We start from the raw sequence: 16,808 nt of genomic DNA, 5'->3' as shown, positions 1-16,808 counted from the left end.
TGGGCCGCGAAGGTGGGCGGCGGCGACCGAAATGTCGCAACGCACGGCGGAGCGTATCAGAGATTTTCTTCATGGAGATGGATGGCATTCGTTTCATGGTTCGCCATGATTTGCATGCCATCCTGCGTCAGGTACAATGAAGGCGCATCACCCGATGCATGAGATAATTTCATGCAAAATGGCTCCCGGCTTCCGCCCCTGCAGACCCTCCGCGCCATGGCCGCGGTGGCGCGTACGCGCAGCTTCACCCGGGCGGGCGAAGAGTTGGGCCTGACCCAGACGGCGGTCAGCCATCAGATCGCGCAACTCGAGGCCTGGCTGGGCACGCCGCTGTTTGTGCGCAGCAGGAAAGGCGTCGAACTGACGGTTCTGGCCGAAAAGGCGATACCTGACATCGTCGCGGCCTTGTCGGGTCTGGAAGTCGTGCTGGAGAATGCACGCCCTGGCCTCAGGAGCGAGCAACTTAGCATCTCGACGACGCCGGAATTTGCCAGCCAGTGGCTGCAGCCGCGGCTCGGCGGCTTTTGCGCCGCGCATCCCGAGATCGACGTCAGCGTGACCATCGAATACCGGCGCGCGCGTTTCGACATCGACAAGATCGGCATCGCCATCTGGTTGGCGGGAACGTTGCCGGGTACGGACGCATACCGCCTCACCGACGACTATGAATTCGCCGTCTCATCTCCGACCGTTGCGCGGGCCCTGCCGAGCCGGCAGGCGCTGCGCGCCGCACCGCTGCTGCGCTACGAGGGCGCCCGTCACACCGTACTGGACTGGGAACGCTGGTATGGGCAGATCTATGATCGGAAAGAGAGGCTGCCGGCGGTCGACGGGTCGGACGATCCCTTCGATTTCCAGGCAGGGCCGAGCTTTCCGACCTTTTCCGACATGATCACTGCCTGCAGGCAGGATGCCGGGCTGGCGCTGGTGCGGTCGTCGCTGGTCGCCGACGACCTCGCCGCGGGACGGCTGGTCAAGTGTTTCGACGAAATCATCCCTTCGGATCTGCAGTACCATCTGGTGACGTCGCCGGCGCAGCGGCGAAGTTCAGGCGTCATCGCCTTTAGGCAATGGATCATCCAGCAGATGTCGGGCTAGCGGAAATCTGCTTCGCCGGCTGCATGCGATGTTGATGTAAGGAAGTGGTAGCGGGAAGTGGATTCGAACCACCGACCCCAGGATTATGATTCCCGTGCTCTAACCAACTGAGCTATCCCGCCAGGGTGGAGAAGGCCCGAAATCACTGTCTCTGTGAGAGGCAGGCGTCGATGCGTTCGCCAAGGTTGGGCGGATATAATGTCTCGATGGCGAACCTGTCAAGCAGTGAGATCGGGCGTTTAAGGATAATTGTCGGGGGGCATCGGCTGACCTTCGGGCAGCCCGCCGCAGGCGGCATTCTGGGGTCTTTGTGCATGTTGCGGGTGCTATGGCGCAGTGGGCGGGGTTGAGTTAGCAAGGCGCGGGCACTATGTCTGCCGGCATCATTGCCTTTGGAAAGAGCCTGATGAAACCGCGTATTGCAGTCCTTGGATGCGGCTATTGGGGCGGTAACCACATCCGCACCCTGAAGTCGCTTGGCGCCCTCCATGCCGTCTCCGATGTCGATTCGGCCCGCGCCGAGCGTTTTGCCGGCGAACATGGCTGCATCGCGCTGACGCCCGACGAATTGTTCGCCCGCGTCGATGTCGATGCCGTCGTCATGGCGCTGCCACCGCAGTTCCATGCCGACTTTGCCGTGCGTGCCGTTGAAACCGGCAAGGACGTGCTGGTCGAAAAGCCTATCGCCCTGACCGTGCCCGACGCCGAGCGCGCGGTGAAGGCTGCACGCGACAACAAACGTGTCTTCATGACCGGCCATGTGCTGCGTTTCCACCCGGCCTTCGAGGGGCTCAAGGCGCTTGTCGACAAGGGCGAGCTCGGCGACGTCGGCTATATTCACTCGCACCGTCTCGGACTGGGAAAATTCCACGCCGAAAACGACGCGCTGTGGGATCTTGCTCCGCACGACCTGTCGATGATCCTGGCGATCACCGGCACCGCGCCGATCGAGGTGCGTGGCGAGGGTGCTGCCGTGCTCAACCACCTCAGCGATTTCGCGCACCTGCACATGCGCTTCCCCAACGGCCTGCGCGGGCATCTGTTCGCCTCGCGACTCAACCCTTACCGCGAGCGCCGGCTGACCGTCGTCGGCACCAAGGGCATGGCGGTGTTCGACGATGTCGAGCCGCTGGAGCGCAAGCTGGCGCTCTACCGTCATGCCGTGTGGCAGGATGAGGGGCAGTGGACGTCGACGATGAACGAGCCGACCTATATCGAGCTCGAAAATGCCATGCCGCTGACGCGCGAACTCGAGCACTTCATCCACTGTATCGAAACGCGTGAAGAGCCGCGCACGGGTGCCGACGAGGCGCTGGGCGTGCTGCGCATCCTCACCGCGGGGACTGTCACGCACGACTGAGACGTGGCAGTAGGGAGGCATTGGGGCAGTGTGCCCTACCTGCACCTTGCTACTGCCTTAGCCACCACCATCCGGCAAAGGCAAGGACCGTCAGCCACACCACAATCACGAGGGCAAGGCCGGCCATGCTGCGCGGCCTGGCTGTGATTTCGGCTGCCTTGGCGCGGAAGCCCGCCATCAATTCGGCCGGGATCATGCGGATCACCAGCCAGATGCCCAAGGGCAAGATCAGCAGGTCGTCGAGATAGCCGAGCACCGGCACGAAATCGGGAATGAGATCGGCCGGGCTGAGCGCATAGGCCGCCACGCAGGCAGCAGCCACGCGGGCATGCCACGGTGTCAGCGGGCTGCGCGCGGCGAGATAGAGCGCCACGACATCGCGCTTCAGCAGCCGCGCCCAGCGCTTGGCCGCTTCCAGCATTGCAGTCGAAATTATTCCGCCGCGATCGGGCCCGGCCTGGCGGTCAGCCGCGACAGCATCGCCTCGGCGTCGGCGTGGCGCTCGGAACGCTCGATGAAGCCGCCACCGAAGACACGCGCTTCGTTGCCTTCGTTGGAATAGAGCACGCAGGCCTGGCCGGGCGCGATGCCCGACTCGCCGTCGACGAGCTCGACCCAGGTGGCGCCATCGCGGTGATGCAGCACGACAGGACGCGGCGGGCGCGACGAGCGCACCTTGGCGTAGAGTTCGAGGCCGCTGGCAGGGACGCCTGACAACGCGTCGTCGCCGAGCCAGTTCATGCCGCGCAGGAAGATCTTGTGCGTCTCCAGGGCCTCGCGTGGGCCAACGACGACACGGGCGCGCTCGGCGTCGATATGGACGACGTAGAGCGGCTCGCCGGAAGCGATGCCGATGCCACGGCGCTGGCCGATGGTGTATCGCAGGATGCCTTCATGGCGGCCGAGCACGCGGCCGTCGATATGGACGATGTCGCCCGGATTGGCCGCCGATGGTCTCAGCTTGGCGATGATGTCGGAATATTTGCCCTGCGGCACAAAGCAGATGTCCTGGCTGTCCTGCTTGGCAGCGACCGTCAGGCCCATGCGCTCGGCTGCGGCGCGAACCTCGGGCTTGGACATGCCGCCCAAGGGAAAGCGCAGGTAGTCGATCTGCTCCTGGGTGGTGGCAAACAGGAAATAGCTCTGGTCACGGTCGGCGTCGACCGGGCGGTAGAGCGCGCGGTGGGCGCCGTTCTGCTTGGAGCGGATGTAGTGACCGGTGGCGAGCGCGTCGGCGCCCAACTCGCGCGCGGTGGCGAGCAGGTCGGCGAACTTGACGGTCTGGTTGCACGACACGCAAGGGATCGGCGTCTCGCCAGCGACATAGCTTTCGGCGAACGGGTCGATCACCGCCTTGCGGAAGCGCTCTTCATAGTCGAGCACGTAATGCGGAATGCCGAGCGTCTCGGAGACGCGGCGGGCGTCGGCAATGTCCTGTCCGGCGCAGCACGAGCCGGCACGGTGGGTCGCAGCACCATGATCGTAGAGCTGCAGCGTAACGCCGACGACGTCATAGCCTTCCTGTTTGAGCAGGCCGGCCACGACGGAAGAATCGACACCGCCCGACATGGCTACAACCACGCGGGTGTCTTCGGGGCGTCCGGGCAGGTCCAGGCTGTTCATCGGGATTGCGTTCCGCTGTCTTTGGATCGGCTGCATGCCAATGGCTGCAATATAGGTCAAGCCTCTTCGCAGTGCCACCCGAAGCGCGCTGGCCCACCTTTTTCGGCGAGCAGCCAGCCAACTGGGCAGGTGGTTAAATTGCGGATTGAGAGTCTAACGTTCTGTTCACGTTCGTTACTTAGCTCTTAGTACACGCTTAGGCAATTTTTAAAGCTGTGGCGCTAGTGTGACAGGTGATTGGGTCTTTGAGTTTTTAGTAGAGAGTACGATGACCGATCTGGTTAGACCGCGTGTCAAATATGTTATCGGGCCGGACGGCAGCCCGCTTACGATTGCCGATCTGCCCCCGACCAACACGCGCCGGTGGGTTATCCGCCGTAAGGCGGAAGTGGTCGCTGCGGTCAGGGGAGGGCTGCTCAGTCTCGACGAAGCGTGCCAACGCTACAAGTTGACGACCGAGGAGTTCTTGTCCTGGCAGGCCTCCATTGACGAATACGGCCTTGCCGGCCTGCGCACAACGCGCATCCAGCAATACCGTCACTGACACCGGCCGTTGCGGCCAACCAATAAGAAAGGGTGCGGCTTGCCGCACCCTTTTTGTTTTGGACCGAACTTTTCCGAACGTAGCGCGAATGCTCCCGGAAGGGGTCGTGCAGTCAGTGGACTGCCTGTTGCCTCGTCTGTGGCGCGCGCTTGATCAGGGCGGAAGCCGTCGCGGTCAGCACCACGGATGCCGCGAAGAACCACAAGCCGGGTTTGGTGAAGGCCGTGGCGAGGCCGCTTGTCTTGGCGGCGAAGATCACCAGCGCGACGAGCACGACATCAAGCATCGACCAGTTGGAAAGCGCGCGAAACCAGCTTGGAATGGCGGCAGCATTGCCGGCGTGCGCATAGGCCGCATTGTGAAGCAGACCGAGCTTCATCGCCGGAAACACCACTGAAAACAATGCCACGACACTCGCCAGCAGCCAGTCGCCACCGCTCCAGAGAGCTGCGACCATGCCGATTAGCGAAGGTTCGTCGGAAAAGAAGTACAGTCGATCGACATGGATCAGCGGCAACACGATGCCAAGTGCGAAACAGGCGGAAGCCGCAAACAGGATCAGGGGCGTGAGCGAGCGCATCGCCAAGCTATAGCGAAAGACTGAACAATGGAGAAGCCGGGCAGAATCCGTGCTGCCCGGCTCTTTACTGCAGGGTTTCAGGCGTTGCTCTCAGAGCGCCAGAACGACCTTGCCCTTGGGCTTGGTGGCCAGGAATGCGTGCGCAGCACCTGCCTGGTCGAGCGGGAAGCTCTTTGCGACATGGACCTTGAGCTTGCCGGCCTCGATCAGCTTCGCCAGCTCCTTCAGGCCTTCGCCATCTGGCCGCACCGAGATGCGTTCGACCCTGACGTCGCGTTCCGCTGCTGCCGCCGCCGCCTTTTCGGAGAGGCCGAGCAGGACGACGAGCGTGCCGCCATCCTTCAGGGCCTTCAGCGATTTCTCGGGGTGATCGCCGCCAAGCGCCTCGAAGACGAGGTCGACCGGGCCGGCCTTGGCGACGAAATCGTCCGTGGTGTAGTCGATCACCTCGTCGGCGCCGAGAGAGCGGACGAAGTCGACCTTGCCGGGGCTGGCCGTGGCAATCACATAGGCGCCCCGTGCCTTGGCGATTTGCACGGCGATGTGGCCGACGCCGCCGGCTGCCGCCTGGATCAGGACGCGGTCGCCAGCCTCGAGCCTGCCTACGGTCACCAGCCCTTGCCACGCCGTCAACCCGGCAAGGGGGAGGGCGGCTGCCGCTTCATGGTCGAGTGCATCGGGCTTGTGCACGACCTCGCTTGCCGGCGCCGCCGCCAGTTCGGCATAGGTGCCGGCCTGTGCCGGGAAGCGTGGCATGCCGAAGACCTCGTCGCCGGGCGCAAAGCCGTTGGCGCCGGAGCCAACGGCTTCAACGGTTCCCGACAGGTCCCATCCGAGCACGAAGGGCGGTTCGCCCAGCAGCGGATAGAAACCGCCGCGCACCGCGGCATCGACCGGATTGACGCCCGCTGCCTTGATGCGGATCAGCACCTCGCCGGCCTTGGGCTGCGGTGCCGGCTGCTCGGCAATTTCGAGCACTTCGGGGCCACCGAGGGTGTTCTGGGTAATGGCACGCATGAGAATGTCCTCCTTGGGATGATGCATATGCCACTATCATTTGGATAGTATCAATCGATTGTCTAGAATGTACCTGCATGATATATAGGTACCCCATGGATAGTGAATGCACCCCCGACACACCTTTCGGCTACGACGCCTTCCGGCGCGAATGCATGTCGCACACCGTGCTCGAGATGCTGGCGAGCAAGTGGGTCTATCTGGTCGTTGGAGCTTTGAAGCCGGGCAGACGGCGCTATGGCGAGCTGCAGCGCAAGGTCGAGGGCATCACGCCCAAGATGTTGACGCAGACGCTGCGCATTCTGGAGCGTGACGGGCTGGTGCGGCGCGAGATCTTTCCCGTCATTCCGCCGCGCGTCGAATACGAGCTGACCGATCTCGGTCGCAACCTGTCGGACTTGCTCAACCAGATCAGGGTCTGGGCGGAGCGCCATGCGCCCGAAATCCGTGATTCGCGTGCCCAGTCATTGGCTGGCGAAGCTGAGCCGACTGAATTCAGGGCCTAGAATGTGGCGGGCCCGAGGGGATGCCCAGGCCATCAGACCGCGCTTCGCCGTGGGCGCGGCGACAAACTACTGAAAAATATAAGCTTTTTAGCCGATCATCGCGCTGCGGCCGGTGCCGTCGGCATCGCGAGTGGTGCGGTCGCGCGATTCCAGCATTTCTGCCTTGGACAGCTCCGCTTCAGCTTCGGCGAGTAAGGATTCAGCAGCGGCGCGCTGTTGCGCCAGGTCATGCTGGGAGTTTTTGAGATTGTCACGTCGTTGCCGCGCGGCCTTGGCGAAGGTCGGATAGGCGAAATGATTGAGATCGGTGATCCCCGCCTTCTTTTCTTCGGCGACGATCTGCAGTTCGAGCTCGCTGGCCATGCGGTCGAACTCGGCGATCATCGAATCAAGCTGCATCAGCTGCCGGCGCTTTTCGTTCACCTGAAACTGCTTGAGCCTGACCAGGTTCTCACGTGACTTCATGACCCGATACTCCCGAACACCGAAAAACGCACTTCTACTCGCCTACTTCGGCCCAAAGGGACCGTGCCGCGCCGGAACCGGTTCTGAACTGCCGACTATGGAAAACAAACTTTTAAAGTTTTTGTCCGTCGGTAACCATTCGTTTACGGGCATCGTTAATCATACCCATCGAGACTTAAAGCCCGGTAAAGATTCTGGTTTTCGCTGTGAATGTGATCGGGCCGTCTCCGGAGTCGCTTAGTCAGCCTTGTTAATGCAGCGCGTTAAGATGTTGACCGTGTGATTCATGATTGGATTCAAGAGGGTGTATGCGCCGGTTAAAATTTCTGATATGGTCTTCCATACGAAATTAGGTTTTGTTAACCATTCGATGGCAGCCTCCGATTCAGGTAAGCACTGGGCCGGCAAGGTTTGGACCGCGAAGACGTTCCGGCAGCAGAAAAGGGGATTTGAATGCGCGTTCTGCTGATAGAAGACGACAGTGCAACCGCACAGAGCATCGAACTGATGCTCAAATCGGAAAGCTTCAACGTCTACACGACCGATCTCGGCGAAGAAGGCGTCGATCTCGGCAAGCTTTACGATTACGACATCATCCTTCTCGACCTGAACCTGCCTGACATGTCGGGTTACGAGGTTCTGCGCACTTTGCGCCTGTCCAAGGTCAAGACGCCGATCCTGATCCTTTCCGGCATGGCCGGCATCGAGGACAAGGTGCGCGGCCTGGGCTTCGGCGCCGACGACTACATGACCAAGCCGTTCCACAAGGACGAGCTGGTGGCGCGCATCCACGCTATCGTCCGCCGTTCAAAGGGCCACGCCCAGTCGGTCATCATCACCGGCGACCTGATCGTCAATCTCGACGCCAAGACAGTCGAGGTCGGTGGCCAGCGCGTGCACCTGACCGGCAAGGAATACCAGATGCTGGAGCTGCTCTCGCTGCGCAAGGGCACCACGCTGACCAAGGAAATGTTCCTCAACCACCTGTATGGCGGCATGGATGAGCCGGAACTGAAGATCATCGACGTCTTCATCTGCAAGCTGCGCAAGAAGCTTGATGCTGCGTCCGGCGGCCAGAACTTCATCGAAACTGTCTGGGGCCGCGGCTATGTGCTGCGCGAGCCGGAAGAGCTTCGCGAAATCGCCTGATTTCTTCTGATGACTTCAGTCAAAACCCGGCCTTCGAGCCGGGTTTTCTTTGTTTTGAGCACGGATAAGCGCTCGGCGCGGTCGCAAAGCCGTCGCGCCGGGAGCGATCCGGAGGGCCGAATCAGGCGGCGATATCGAAAGCGCGAAAACGATCGAGCAACTGCGGCCTGGTGAACGGCTTCAAAAGGTAACCCTGCGCGCCGGCGCGCTTGGCCCGCATGATGGCGCCGATGTCGACCTCGGTCAGGCAGATTGCGATCTGCGGCTTGACGCGACCGTCAAGGGCGCGCACGCGGCGGATGAAGTCGGTGGTGCCCATATCCTCGAGCGCACCATCGACGACGATGATGTCGGGCATGTCGTAGGCGCACATATCCAGCCCCTCGGCACCGGTTGCCGCCTCGACGACGACCATCTCCGGGCTGTTGAGGATGCGTTTGGCGACTTTGCGGATGACGCTCGAATCATCGACGAACAGGCAGCGCTTCATATCCCGTTCCTTTTTGCGGGAGCCGAACGCGTCAGTCGCGCCGGATGTTGGCTCGACCTTAGCGTCGGTGCGTAAAGAAGCTGAAAACCCGAATGGTAAAATTCTTGGAAACATCGGCCAGAGCGGCTGTTTCCATCGGCGAGGTGAGAGTTCACTAGTTTGCGCGAAGTTTTCCGCGGCTGCCCTGCAAATCAGGTCAAATGAGGTGGCTGTCGTCGAGCGCGCGGGCAGGTCAACAAAGTTCCTGCGGCGCACAATCGTCGAGGCGTTGCCGCCAGAGCAACGACAACTATGCTTTTGTCATACAAAAACAGCTGTGCCGTTTACTCGGTGGTAAGCAGGATTTCTTCAGGCGTGGCGTGGATCGAGATCGACATGCCAGCCTCGCGCGCCAGCAGCAGCGTGTAGTAGGGCTGCACCGAATGGGCGTCGATCGGCTCGTCGGGCTTGTGGCCGGAATGCAGTTCGAGGAACTTCGGCGGCACGCGCAGCATCGGGCCGCTTGCCGACAGGATGAATTTGGGCGCGGTGTCGACGTTTTCGAGCGTCACGCTGAGCTTGCCGCCGCGCGGGATCGCCGCATGGGCAACGAGCAGCAGGTTGAGTAGCAGCTTGACCTTGTTCTTGGGCAGCAGCGCGCGCCCGCCGCTCCAGGTCAGCTCCGGCTTTTCGTTCTTGAGGAAGGCGGTAGCAACCGATTCGGCGTCGCCGGTGTCGATCAGCATGCCGGCCGACCCGGCCGCGCCAAAGGCGATGCGGGCGAACTGCAGCCGCGCCGAGGCGTTGCGGGCACTGGTGCGGATGAGCCGCATCGCATCCTCGTCGGCACCACCTTCGTCGAGCAGTTCGAGGCCATTGTTGATGGCGCCGACCGGCGAGATGATGTCGTGGCAGACACGGCTGCACAGGAGCGCTGCGAGGTCAGGGGCGGAAAGCGTCAACAACTCGGCCATGAACGGCATCCCTCGGGCAAATGGCTTGAACCAAGATCTTGCGGCCATGGACCCGGCAGTGCGAATCAGGGCTGGCCTTACAGTACTCTTGGTTACACAGCGCCGCCTCATGCGGCAAGAAACTGCCGGTAACGGTTGCGCGAAATGGTGGCTTTTCTGCGCTATTGCGGGCTTTTCAACACCTGTTCGTGCCTTCGAACCGCCATCTTCGTAGGCCAGTTTAATGGTTGAAAAAGGATTACGGCATAGTTTGCCGAAGTTGGACCAGCCAGCGGCCATCAAGAGTTGCAGCGGGTCCGGGGCGTCGAGAAAGTGTGCTCCCTGACGGAGATTTGGAAGCATGATTTCCCGATTCTATGGCTGGACGTTTGCCCGGCTTGTTGCCGCGATGTTCGTCCTTGTCGGCGTTCTGGCATTTTCGACATCTGCGTCTCGCGCGCAGCAATATACCTCGCAGGAGATCCTTGATTCCGGCCATCGCTTCTTTGGCTCGACGTCTGGCGGTCTCGCCAGCGTGGTCGAGAAGGTTTTCGCGTCCTATGGCCTGCCGAACGGCTATGTGCTCGGCGAAGAGGGATCGGGTGCCTTTGTCGGCGGCCTGACCTATGGCGAGGGCACGCTCTACACCAAGAACGCCGGCGACCATAAGGTGTTCTGGCAGGGTCCTTCGCTCGGCTGGGATTTCGGCGGGCAGGGCTCGCGCACGATGATCCTGGTCTACAATCTGGACGACGTGAACAATCTCTATGATCGTTATGGCGGCGTCGCGGGCTCGGCCTATGTCGTCGCGGGCGTCGGCTTCAATGTCCTCAAGCGCGGCAACATCCTGCTCGTGCCTGTGCGTACCGGTGTCGGCGCGCGACTGGGCGTCAATCTCGGCTACCTGAAGTTGACTCAGCAGCCGACCTGGAATCCGTTCTGATTGTGTGAAGAACGGGTCGATTGGACGCCATTTTGTTGCGGCGGTGCTGGATTCCTGCCATGGGAACATGGCAAACTAGCGCCTGTCCGTAACGGGTAAAGTGCCTTGGTCCAGTCGATCCTGTTTTTCGTTCTTGGCTTCCTGACCGCCGGCTTTGTGGTGCTGCTGATTGCGCCGTCGGTCTGGCGGCGTGCCGTTTCGGTCACCCGCCAGCGGGTCGAAGCCAAGCTTCCCATGACGCTCGATGAAATCCGCGCCGACAAGGACAGTCTGCGCGCCGAGCACGCCATGGCGCTGCGCAAGGTCGAGGTCCAGCTCAAGTCGGCGCAGGAAAAGCTCCTGACGCAGGCCGTAGAGCTCAGCCGCAGCCGCGAAGCGCAAAAGGCGGTCGCCGACGATCACGCCAACAAGGACCGCGTCGTCAGCGAGCTCGAAGCCAAGCGTGGCAGCTTGAGCGAGGAGATCTCCAAGCGCGATGAACAGATCAAGGCGCTCGCTGCCCAACTCGTAGAGGTGGAGCGCGTGCTTGAAAAGCGTGCCGAGGAGATCGAGGAAATCGGCAGGCTCTATGACGAAGCCAGCCTATCATCCAGCAACCGCCAGATCGAACTGGTCAGCCGCGAAAGTCAGATCGGCAAGCTCTCAGACGACATGTCGGCGTTGCGTAACCAGCACAAGAGCGGTGACCTTCGCCTCGCCGAACTCGAAGCCGACAACAAGGCGGTGCGCGAGGCGCTCAAGGCCGAAACCAAGCGTGCCGGCGAGCTCGACAGGAAATTGCAGCAGATGGTGTCTTCACTGAGCGACCGCGACGACAAGCTGGAGCGGCGCGAGGCCGAGCTCGGCCGTTTGCGCGAAACCGAACTGGCCCGTGTGCGTGAGCAGCTGAAGGTGCCGCAAGGCGCGCCGGAGGCCGCAGCTGTCAACGGCACGGCCCAGGCGATGGAACGGGAGCGCCTGGAAGGGCGGCTGACCACGCTGACGCGCGAGAACAAGCGGCTGAAGGGCGAATTGTCGAAGGCAGGGCGCAAGTCGTCGCCTGGCGAGGATTCCCAACTGCGCGAGCAGATGCACGAACTGGCAGCCGAGGTCGTGGCACTCACGGCGCGGCTCGAAGGCGACGACTCACCGATCGCCAAGGCGCTTGCCGTTTCCGGTGATGCCCACCCGCCGGTCAGTGGTGATGCGCCCGCGGTGATCAGCCTCGCCGACCGGGTGCGGGCGCTGCAGAAGCCGGTGCCCGCCGAATAGGCTAGTCCGAAGCTTCGGTGAAGTGATGCAGCGCGATCGCCGAGGCGGCCGCGACGTTGAGGCTATCGAAACCCGGCGCCATACGGATCCTTGCCGTCGTCAGCCTATTCAGCAGGGGGGCGGGCAATCCGTCGCCTTCCGTGCCGAGATAGAGCGCCAGCCGCACGGGGCGTCTGATGTCCCTGATGTCGGCCTTGCCCGCAGGCGAGAGCGCCAGCTGCTCGAAGCCGTGGTGGGTGAGTGCGTCGGCAAGCTCGCCAGCCGTTGCACCAACGGCGAACGGCACCTTGAGGACCGCGCCGACCGACACCCTGATTGCCTTGCGGTAGAGCGGATCGCAGCAGGTCTGGTCGAGCAGCACCGCATCGGCGCCAAAGGCGGCCGCGTTGCGGAAGATCGAGCCGATATTGTCGTGGTTGGAGATGCCGACCGGCACCGCCACCATCGCGCGTTCGGGCAGGGCGGCGAGCACGTCGTCGATGGAAACCGCCACGCCCTTGCGGCCGATGGCCAGGATGCCGCGATGCATGTGGAAGCCCGCAATGGCATCCAAGACCGCGCTTGAGGCGACATAGACCGGCATGCTGTCAGCGGCGAGGCCGAGCGTCTTACTCATTCCAGCGAGCCGGTTTTCGAGCACCAGAACTGACTCCGCCTCGAAGCGGCGCGCCGAAAACAGTACGTTGAGAACGACCTTGCCCTCGGCGATGAAACGCTCTTCGCGGCCGACAAGATCGCGCTCGCGGATGTCGAGATAGGGTGCGACGCGGGGATCGGCCGGGTCGTCGATGCGGATGATGTTCATGGTTGCTTCATAGCGGAGGGCAGTCCGCTATGGGAGCCTGGAAAGGCTTTGTCCGCTCGTGAAGATCAGGCGTCTTCGAAAATGCCTTCCAGAGTGCCGAGCAGCTTGCGCACGGCTTCGGACTTGCAGGTGTAGTAGATCATCTGCCGGTCGCGACGTGTTTCGACCAGTTCTTCGTTGCGCAGGCGTGCGAGATGCTGCGACAGCGCCGACTGGCTCAATGACACCTTTTCGGCGATCGCACCCACCGACATTTCTGTGTCGAGCAAGTGGCTCATGATCATCAGCCGCTTTTCGTTGCCCATGAGAGTGAGCAAGGAGGCAGCAGCCTCCGCGTTGGCCGTCAGTTTTTTCGGTTTCATGGGTACCCCGTGTATCCGTCATGCTTTCCGGCGCCATGGGGGCAACAACGCCGAATTACCAAGCCAGATCGTCAGTGGAATCAGTAGCGGATCTGGCTAATATATGACAAATCAGCTTTCATTCAAAAAATCAAGACTTTGCTGCGCGGCCTTCTTTTGCCATTTCGACAAGGCTACGCCTGAGATCGCCGGCCTCGACAAGCATATTCGGGAAAAGTACCCGTCCGGTCTCGTCGCCGGCGGCCAGATCCATGCCTTCGGGATCGAATCCGCTGAGCACCCAGGCCTTGTCGTCGAGCTTGCCGAAATGGCTGGCGTAGATCGCCGTCGCCTCGGTGTGATCCGAATTCATGTGGTCGAGCGCTGACTGTTCAGCTGCGGCAATCGCGTCCACGGCAGAGCCTTCAAGCAGCAGGTCATCACGGTTCAGGAGAAAAGCCTTGCCAAAGCCGCCATTGAGATTGGCGCGCTCGAGCTCAAGCCGGAAGACTGTGAAGTCGGTCAGGCCGATATAGAGCTTGGCCTTGGGATTGCGGTTGACGTAGCGCCGCTCGGCGCGGGCGTATTCCGGCGTGCCGCGTTCCAGCTTGCGCGCCCGGCAAAACAGAGTGATGCGCGGATGGGCGAGGGGATCGCCCTTGCCGACTTCGCCGACCAGAAGCGAACAGACGGGATTGGCAACGATGCCCTTGGTGTGGGCGGAGAGGCCGGAGATCAGGATCAGCGGCGTTCCGTCGACGTCGGTCGCCGTGCCGACGCGGCTGGCCAGTGGCGAGCCGGTTTCCGGCTCGATGACGGCAAGCGCGCCATATCGCGCCTTGCGCATCAGCGAACGTGCAAGCGCCGTCGCTTCCGCGGTGGTCTCCAGAAAGACGTCCTTCTTGCGCTCTTCCACTGCTTCACCATAAAATATGACTTATTCAATCTACTTATCTAATGCAGGCGGGCTTTGGCAAGGGCGTCGTTTCGCCACAAGCAAAAACAGCCCCGGAAGCTTGCGCTGCCGGGGCTGAAGGATAGCCGATCCGAGAACTGCCGGCGCTTATTTCGGCGCCATGCGGATGGCGCCGTCGAGGCGAATGGTCTCGCCGTTGATCATCTGGTTCTCGACGATGTGCAGGGCAAGCGCGCCATATTCCGAGGGTTCGCCGAGACGTGACGGGAAAGGTACGGCAGCGCCAAGCGAATCCTGCACGTCCTGCGGCATCGCCGCCATCATCGGGGTCTTGAAGATGCCCGGCGCGATGGTGACGACCCGGATGCCCGAACGGGAGAGATCGCGCGCGATCGGCAGCGTCATGCCGACGACGCCGCCCTTCGAAGCGGAGTAGGCGGCCTGGCCGATCTGGCCGTCATAGGCGGCAACCGAAGCGGTGTTGATGATGATGCCGCGCTCGCCGCCTGCCAGCGGCTCGAGCTTGGCGGCTGCATCGGCAAACAGCCGGATCATGTTGAAGGAACCGATCAGGTTGACCTCGATGACCTGACGGAACACGCTGAGCGGATGCGGGCCGTCCTTGCCGACAGTCTTGACGCCCACCGCAATGCCGGCGCAGTTGACCAGGATGCGGGCCGTGCCGAGCTTGGCTTCGACTTCCGCGAAAGCGGCGACAGCGCTTTCCTCGTTGCTGACGTCGCAGCGCACGGCGACGCCGCCAATGTCGGCGGCCACCTTTTCGGCGCGCTCGAGGCTGAGATCGAAGATGGCAACCTTGGCACCCTTGGCTGCGAGTGCGCGTGCGGTGGCTTCGCCAAGGCCGGAGCCGGCGCCGGTGACTACTGCGATCTGCCCGTTCGGATTCATGTCAGCCTGTCCTCTTCTGCTGTTATTGAATTAGCAAGATGGGCGGCACGGGCAAGTCATCGGCGGCTAGGCCGGCTCGGTCGTGCGTTGCGGTGTCTTGGCTAGGTTGGCGTGGCAGACCTCGCCGCTCAATTCGGCAACTGCGCCCGGCACGATCTCATGCGCCAGCAGGCGGTTGAGATCGACAGGCCGCGGCATCTCGATCTGCCCACGCGGGATCCGGGCAAAGCCAAGCGGGCCGTAATAGGGCTCGTCGCCGACAAGGATAACAGCGGGTTCGCGCGATTTGTTGGCTGCTGCGAGCGCCATGGCGACCAGCTTGCGGCCGATGCCCATGTTCTTGAAATCGGGCCGCACGGCGAGCGGGCCCAGCATCTGCGCCCGGCCGGCGCCGGCGGCGATCGGGGTCATCCTGACCGAGGCGATGACCTGGCCATCATGCATGGCGACGAAGGACAACGAGCGGTCGTGGGGGCCGCCTTCGCGGATCTTGTAGGCAGCGCGTGTGAAGCGGCCCGGGCCAAAAGCCTCAGCATTGATTTCGTCGATTTCGAGGTCATGCGCCGGAGCTTCCGGCATGTAGGTGACGTCGGCGAGGGTCATGTTCTTTGCAATCCGGTACCGTGTGATGAGGTGCCGCGGGCATGCCGCAGCAGTCGCAAGTCAGCGCTTCAAGCGCGTGCGCTCATTCGTCGTCGGTCGATCCGGATCTGTGCAAAGGTCTGCGACATAGAATGCCCGCTACCATCATTTTCCGCGGACGTCCATCGTCATTTGGCCGTTGTGCGTCTGGCGTTGACAATCCGTTCAGCGCGTTGCCCTTCGGTTGGCGTCCGTGAGGTCCTACATCGTGGCAAACGAAAGGATTTCATCATGGGATTGCTGGTCGAAGGCAAATGGCAGGACCGCTGGTACGATACCAAGTCGACAGGCGGCAAGTTCGTACGCTCACATGCGCAATGGCGCGATTTCGTCACGGCCGACGGCAAGCCGGCGGCGGGTCGTACACGCGGCTTCAAGGCCGAGCCGGGGCGCTATCATCTCTATGTATCGCTCGCCTGTCCCTGGGCGCACCGCACGCTGATCTTCCGGGCGCTGAAGAAACTCGAGGACATCATCTCGGTGTCGGTCGTCCATCATTATATGGGCGAGAATGGCTGGACCTTCCGCGCTGAAGATGGCGCCACCGGCGACACGCTCTACGGCCTCGACTACCTGCACCAGATCTACACCATGGCGGATCCGACCTATTCGGGCCGCGTCACCGTGCCGGTGCTGTGGGACAGACAGGAAAAGACGATCGTTTCCAACGAGTCGTCCGAGATCATCCGCATGCTGAACTCGGCCTTCGACGCATGGGGCGATGCCTCGGTCGACTTCTACCCCGATGCGCTGCGCGGCGAGATCGATGCGGTCAATGATCTGGTCTACCCCTCAATCAACAACGGCGTCTACCGCGCCGGCTTCGCCACCACCCAGGGCGCCTATGAGGAGGCCTTCAACGAATTGTTCGCCGCGCTCGACACGCTGGAAGACAGGCTGTCGCGTCAACGCTATCTCGTCGGCAACACCCTGACCGAGGCCGACTGGCGCCTGTTCACCACGCTGGTGCGCTTCGACCCGGTCTATGTCGGCCACTTCAAGACCAATCTTCGCCGGATCGCCGACTACCCGAACCTGGCGAACTACCTGCGCGAGCTCTACCAGGTGCCTGGTGTCGCCGGGACGGTGAACATGGATCACATCAAGGCGCACTATTACGGCAGCCACACCGGCATCAACCCGACCGGCATCGTGCCCGTCGGGCCCGAGCTGTATCTCGACGCTCCGCATAACAGGGGGAAGTTGTTGAAGGCTGCTTGAAGGGGTACTTGGCGCT

Annotated in this window: 20 protein-coding genes and 1 tRNA gene; 8 read left to right on the top strand and 13 right to left on the bottom strand. The window is 62.1% G+C overall.

Annotated features, from left to right (window positions below):
• The first annotated feature begins 171 nt into the window (after positions 1-171).
• A complete protein-coding gene (locus IHE39_RS28485) occupies positions 172-1,098 on the top strand; it encodes a LysR family transcriptional regulator (RefSeq protein WP_192568888.1) in 927 nt (308 codons plus the stop codon).
• A 45-nt stretch (positions 1,099-1,143) separates the two neighbouring features.
• Here the strand turns inward: IHE39_RS28485 and IHE39_RS28480 are convergent.
• A tRNA-Met gene (locus IHE39_RS28480) sits at positions 1,144-1,220 on the bottom strand.
• A 284-nt stretch (positions 1,221-1,504) separates the two neighbouring features.
• Here IHE39_RS28480 and IHE39_RS28475 point away from each other — a divergent pair.
• Entirely contained in the window at positions 1,505-2,458 is a 954-nt protein-coding gene (locus tag IHE39_RS28475; RefSeq protein ID WP_192568887.1) for a Gfo/Idh/MocA family protein, read from the top strand.
• Between the two features lie 49 nt (positions 2,459-2,507).
• Here the strand turns inward: IHE39_RS28475 and IHE39_RS28470 are convergent, their stop codons facing one another.
• Positions 2,508-2,879, bottom strand: coding sequence for a YkvA family protein (locus IHE39_RS28470; RefSeq protein ID WP_192568886.1), 372 nt, complete (start codon positions 2,877-2,879; stop codon positions 2,508-2,510).
• An 11-nt stretch (positions 2,880-2,890) separates the two neighbouring features.
• Complete coding sequence (mnmA, locus tag IHE39_RS28465) at positions 2,891-4,081, bottom strand: tRNA 2-thiouridine(34) synthase MnmA (RefSeq protein ID WP_184769776.1); 1,191 nt, start codon at positions 4,079-4,081, stop codon at positions 2,891-2,893.
• Positions 4,082-4,349: 268 nt separating this feature from the next.
• Between mnmA and sciP the strand changes: the two genes are divergently transcribed.
• The gene (gene sciP / locus IHE39_RS28460; RefSeq protein ID WP_013529904.1) at positions 4,350-4,625 is read left to right on the top strand and encodes a CtrA inhibitor SciP; all 276 of its coding nucleotides are present in this window, start codon (positions 4,350-4,352) and stop codon (positions 4,623-4,625) included.
• Between the two features lie 112 nt (positions 4,626-4,737).
• Here the strand turns inward: sciP and IHE39_RS28455 are convergent, their stop codons facing one another.
• Both IHE39_RS28455 and IHE39_RS28450 read right to left on the bottom strand, forming a co-directional pair.
• On the bottom strand, positions 4,738-5,205 hold the full coding sequence (locus tag IHE39_RS28455) for a paraquat-inducible protein A (protein WP_192568885.1): 468 nt from the start codon (positions 5,203-5,205) through the stop codon (positions 4,738-4,740).
• A gap of 90 nt (positions 5,206-5,295) precedes the next feature.
• A complete protein-coding gene (locus IHE39_RS28450; protein WP_192568884.1) occupies positions 5,296-6,222 on the bottom strand; it encodes an NADP-dependent oxidoreductase in 927 nt (308 codons plus the stop codon).
• Between the two features lie 95 nt (positions 6,223-6,317).
• On the opposite strand from IHE39_RS28450, the gene IHE39_RS28445 reads away from it, so the two are divergent.
• Positions 6,318-6,728: a winged helix-turn-helix transcriptional regulator gene (locus IHE39_RS28445; RefSeq protein WP_192568883.1), complete on the top strand. Its 411-nt coding sequence runs from the start codon at positions 6,318-6,320 to the stop codon at positions 6,726-6,728.
• 87 nt (positions 6,729-6,815) lie between these two features.
• Here IHE39_RS28445 and IHE39_RS28440 read toward each other — a convergent pair whose 3' ends face one another.
• Complete coding sequence (locus tag IHE39_RS28440) at positions 6,816-7,193, bottom strand: flagellar export protein FliJ (protein WP_184769780.1); 378 nt, start codon at positions 7,191-7,193, stop codon at positions 6,816-6,818.
• A gap of 453 nt (positions 7,194-7,646) precedes the next feature.
• Between IHE39_RS28440 and ctrA the strand changes: the two genes are divergently transcribed.
• The gene (gene ctrA, locus IHE39_RS28435) at positions 7,647-8,342 is read left to right on the top strand and encodes a response regulator transcription factor CtrA (RefSeq protein ID WP_067959158.1); all 696 of its coding nucleotides are present in this window, start codon (positions 7,647-7,649) and stop codon (positions 8,340-8,342) included.
• A 121-nt stretch (positions 8,343-8,463) separates the two neighbouring features.
• Here the strand turns inward: ctrA and IHE39_RS28430 are convergent, their stop codons facing one another.
• Positions 8,464-8,832 (bottom strand): response regulator, encoded by a 369-nt coding sequence (locus IHE39_RS28430; RefSeq protein ID WP_184769781.1) that lies wholly within the window; start codon positions 8,830-8,832, stop codon positions 8,464-8,466.
• A gap of 323 nt (positions 8,833-9,155) precedes the next feature.
• Positions 9,156-9,785, bottom strand: a complete 630-nt coding sequence (gene chpT / locus IHE39_RS28425) for a histidine phosphotransferase ChpT (protein ID WP_184769782.1) — start codon at positions 9,783-9,785, stop codon at positions 9,156-9,158.
• A gap of 340 nt (positions 9,786-10,125) precedes the next feature.
• On the opposite strand from chpT, the gene IHE39_RS28420 reads away from it, so the two are divergent.
• Positions 10,126-10,707, top strand: a complete 582-nt coding sequence (locus tag IHE39_RS28420) for a DUF1134 domain-containing protein (RefSeq protein ID WP_192568882.1) — start codon at positions 10,126-10,128, stop codon at positions 10,705-10,707.
• Between the two features lie 105 nt (positions 10,708-10,812).
• Positions 10,813-11,958 (top strand): coiled-coil domain-containing protein, encoded by a 1,146-nt coding sequence (locus IHE39_RS28415; protein ID WP_192568881.1) that lies wholly within the window; start codon positions 10,813-10,815, stop codon positions 11,956-11,958.
• Between the two features lies 1 nt (position 11,959).
• Here the strand turns inward: IHE39_RS28415 and IHE39_RS28410 are convergent, their stop codons facing one another.
• From IHE39_RS28410 to IHE39_RS28390, 5 genes are all read right to left on the bottom strand, one after another.
• Entirely contained in the window at positions 11,960-12,763 is an 804-nt protein-coding gene (locus IHE39_RS28410) for a TrmH family RNA methyltransferase (RefSeq protein WP_184769784.1), read from the bottom strand.
• A gap of 65 nt (positions 12,764-12,828) precedes the next feature.
• Positions 12,829-13,125, bottom strand: coding sequence for an ArsR/SmtB family transcription factor (locus tag IHE39_RS28405; protein WP_109575469.1), 297 nt, complete (start codon positions 13,123-13,125; stop codon positions 12,829-12,831).
• Positions 13,126-13,255: 130 nt separating this feature from the next.
• The gene (locus tag IHE39_RS28400) at positions 13,256-14,020 is read right to left on the bottom strand and encodes a DUF2470 domain-containing protein (protein ID WP_192568880.1); all 765 of its coding nucleotides are present in this window, start codon (positions 14,018-14,020) and stop codon (positions 13,256-13,258) included.
• A 147-nt stretch (positions 14,021-14,167) separates the two neighbouring features.
• Positions 14,168-14,929, bottom strand: coding sequence for a 3-hydroxyacyl-CoA dehydrogenase (locus tag IHE39_RS28395; protein ID WP_192568879.1), 762 nt, complete (start codon positions 14,927-14,929; stop codon positions 14,168-14,170).
• 66 nt (positions 14,930-14,995) lie between these two features.
• A complete protein-coding gene (locus tag IHE39_RS28390; RefSeq protein ID WP_192568878.1) occupies positions 14,996-15,532 on the bottom strand; it encodes a GNAT family N-acetyltransferase in 537 nt (178 codons plus the stop codon).
• A 270-nt stretch (positions 15,533-15,802) separates the two neighbouring features.
• Here IHE39_RS28390 and IHE39_RS28385 point away from each other — a divergent pair, with 270 nt between their 5' ends.
• Entirely contained in the window at positions 15,803-16,792 is a 990-nt protein-coding gene (locus IHE39_RS28385; RefSeq protein ID WP_192568877.1) for a glutathione S-transferase family protein, read from the top strand.
• Positions 16,793-16,808 lie beyond the last annotated feature (16 nt).

Origin of the sequence: Aminobacter carboxidus, assembly GCF_014863355.1 — a bacterium.
GTDB classification, from domain to species: domain Bacteria; phylum Pseudomonadota; class Alphaproteobacteria; order Rhizobiales; family Rhizobiaceae; genus Aminobacter; species Aminobacter carboxidus.
Note: the sequence above shows the minus strand (reverse complement) of the source record. Positions and strands in the feature narration are given on the sequence as shown.

Coding starts and splice junctions, on each gene's coding strand:
- IHE39_RS28485 (WP_192568888.1), top strand. CDS start 172: ATGCAAAATGGCTCCCGGCTTCCGCCCCTGCAGACCCTCCGCGCCATG.
- IHE39_RS28475 (WP_192568887.1), top strand. CDS start 1,505: ATGAAACCGCGTATTGCAGTCCTTGGATGCGGCTATTGGGGCGGTAAC.
- IHE39_RS28470 (WP_192568886.1), bottom strand. CDS start 2,879: ATGCTGGAAGCGGCCAAGCGCTGGGCGCGGCTGCTGAAGCGCGATGTC.
- mnmA (WP_184769776.1), bottom strand. CDS start 4,081: ATGAACAGCCTGGACCTGCCCGGACGCCCCGAAGACACCCGCGTGGTT.
- sciP (WP_013529904.1), top strand. CDS start 4,350: ATGACCGATCTGGTTAGACCGCGTGTCAAATATGTTATCGGGCCGGAC.
- IHE39_RS28455 (WP_192568885.1), bottom strand. CDS start 5,205: ATGCGCTCGCTCACGCCCCTGATCCTGTTTGCGGCTTCCGCCTGTTTC.
- IHE39_RS28450 (WP_192568884.1), bottom strand. CDS start 6,222: ATGCGTGCCATTACCCAGAACACCCTCGGTGGCCCCGAAGTGCTCGAA.
- IHE39_RS28445 (WP_192568883.1), top strand. CDS start 6,318: ATGGATAGTGAATGCACCCCCGACACACCTTTCGGCTACGACGCCTTC.
- IHE39_RS28440 (WP_184769780.1), bottom strand. CDS start 7,193: ATGAAGTCACGTGAGAACCTGGTCAGGCTCAAGCAGTTTCAGGTGAAC.
- ctrA (WP_067959158.1), top strand. CDS start 7,647: ATGCGCGTTCTGCTGATAGAAGACGACAGTGCAACCGCACAGAGCATC.
- IHE39_RS28430 (WP_184769781.1), bottom strand. CDS start 8,832: ATGAAGCGCTGCCTGTTCGTCGATGATTCGAGCGTCATCCGCAAAGTC.
- chpT (WP_184769782.1), bottom strand. CDS start 9,785: ATGGCCGAGTTGTTGACGCTTTCCGCCCCTGACCTCGCAGCGCTCCTG.
- IHE39_RS28420 (WP_192568882.1), top strand. CDS start 10,126: ATGATTTCCCGATTCTATGGCTGGACGTTTGCCCGGCTTGTTGCCGCG.
- IHE39_RS28410 (WP_184769784.1), bottom strand. CDS start 12,763: ATGAACATCATCCGCATCGACGACCCGGCCGATCCCCGCGTCGCACCC.
- IHE39_RS28405 (WP_109575469.1), bottom strand. CDS start 13,125: ATGAAACCGAAAAAACTGACGGCCAACGCGGAGGCTGCTGCCTCCTTG.
- IHE39_RS28395 (WP_192568879.1), bottom strand. CDS start 14,929: ATGAATCCGAACGGGCAGATCGCAGTAGTCACCGGCGCCGGCTCCGGC.
- IHE39_RS28390 (WP_192568878.1), bottom strand. CDS start 15,532: ATGACCCTCGCCGACGTCACCTACATGCCGGAAGCTCCGGCGCATGAC.
- IHE39_RS28385 (WP_192568877.1), top strand. CDS start 15,803: ATGGGATTGCTGGTCGAAGGCAAATGGCAGGACCGCTGGTACGATACC.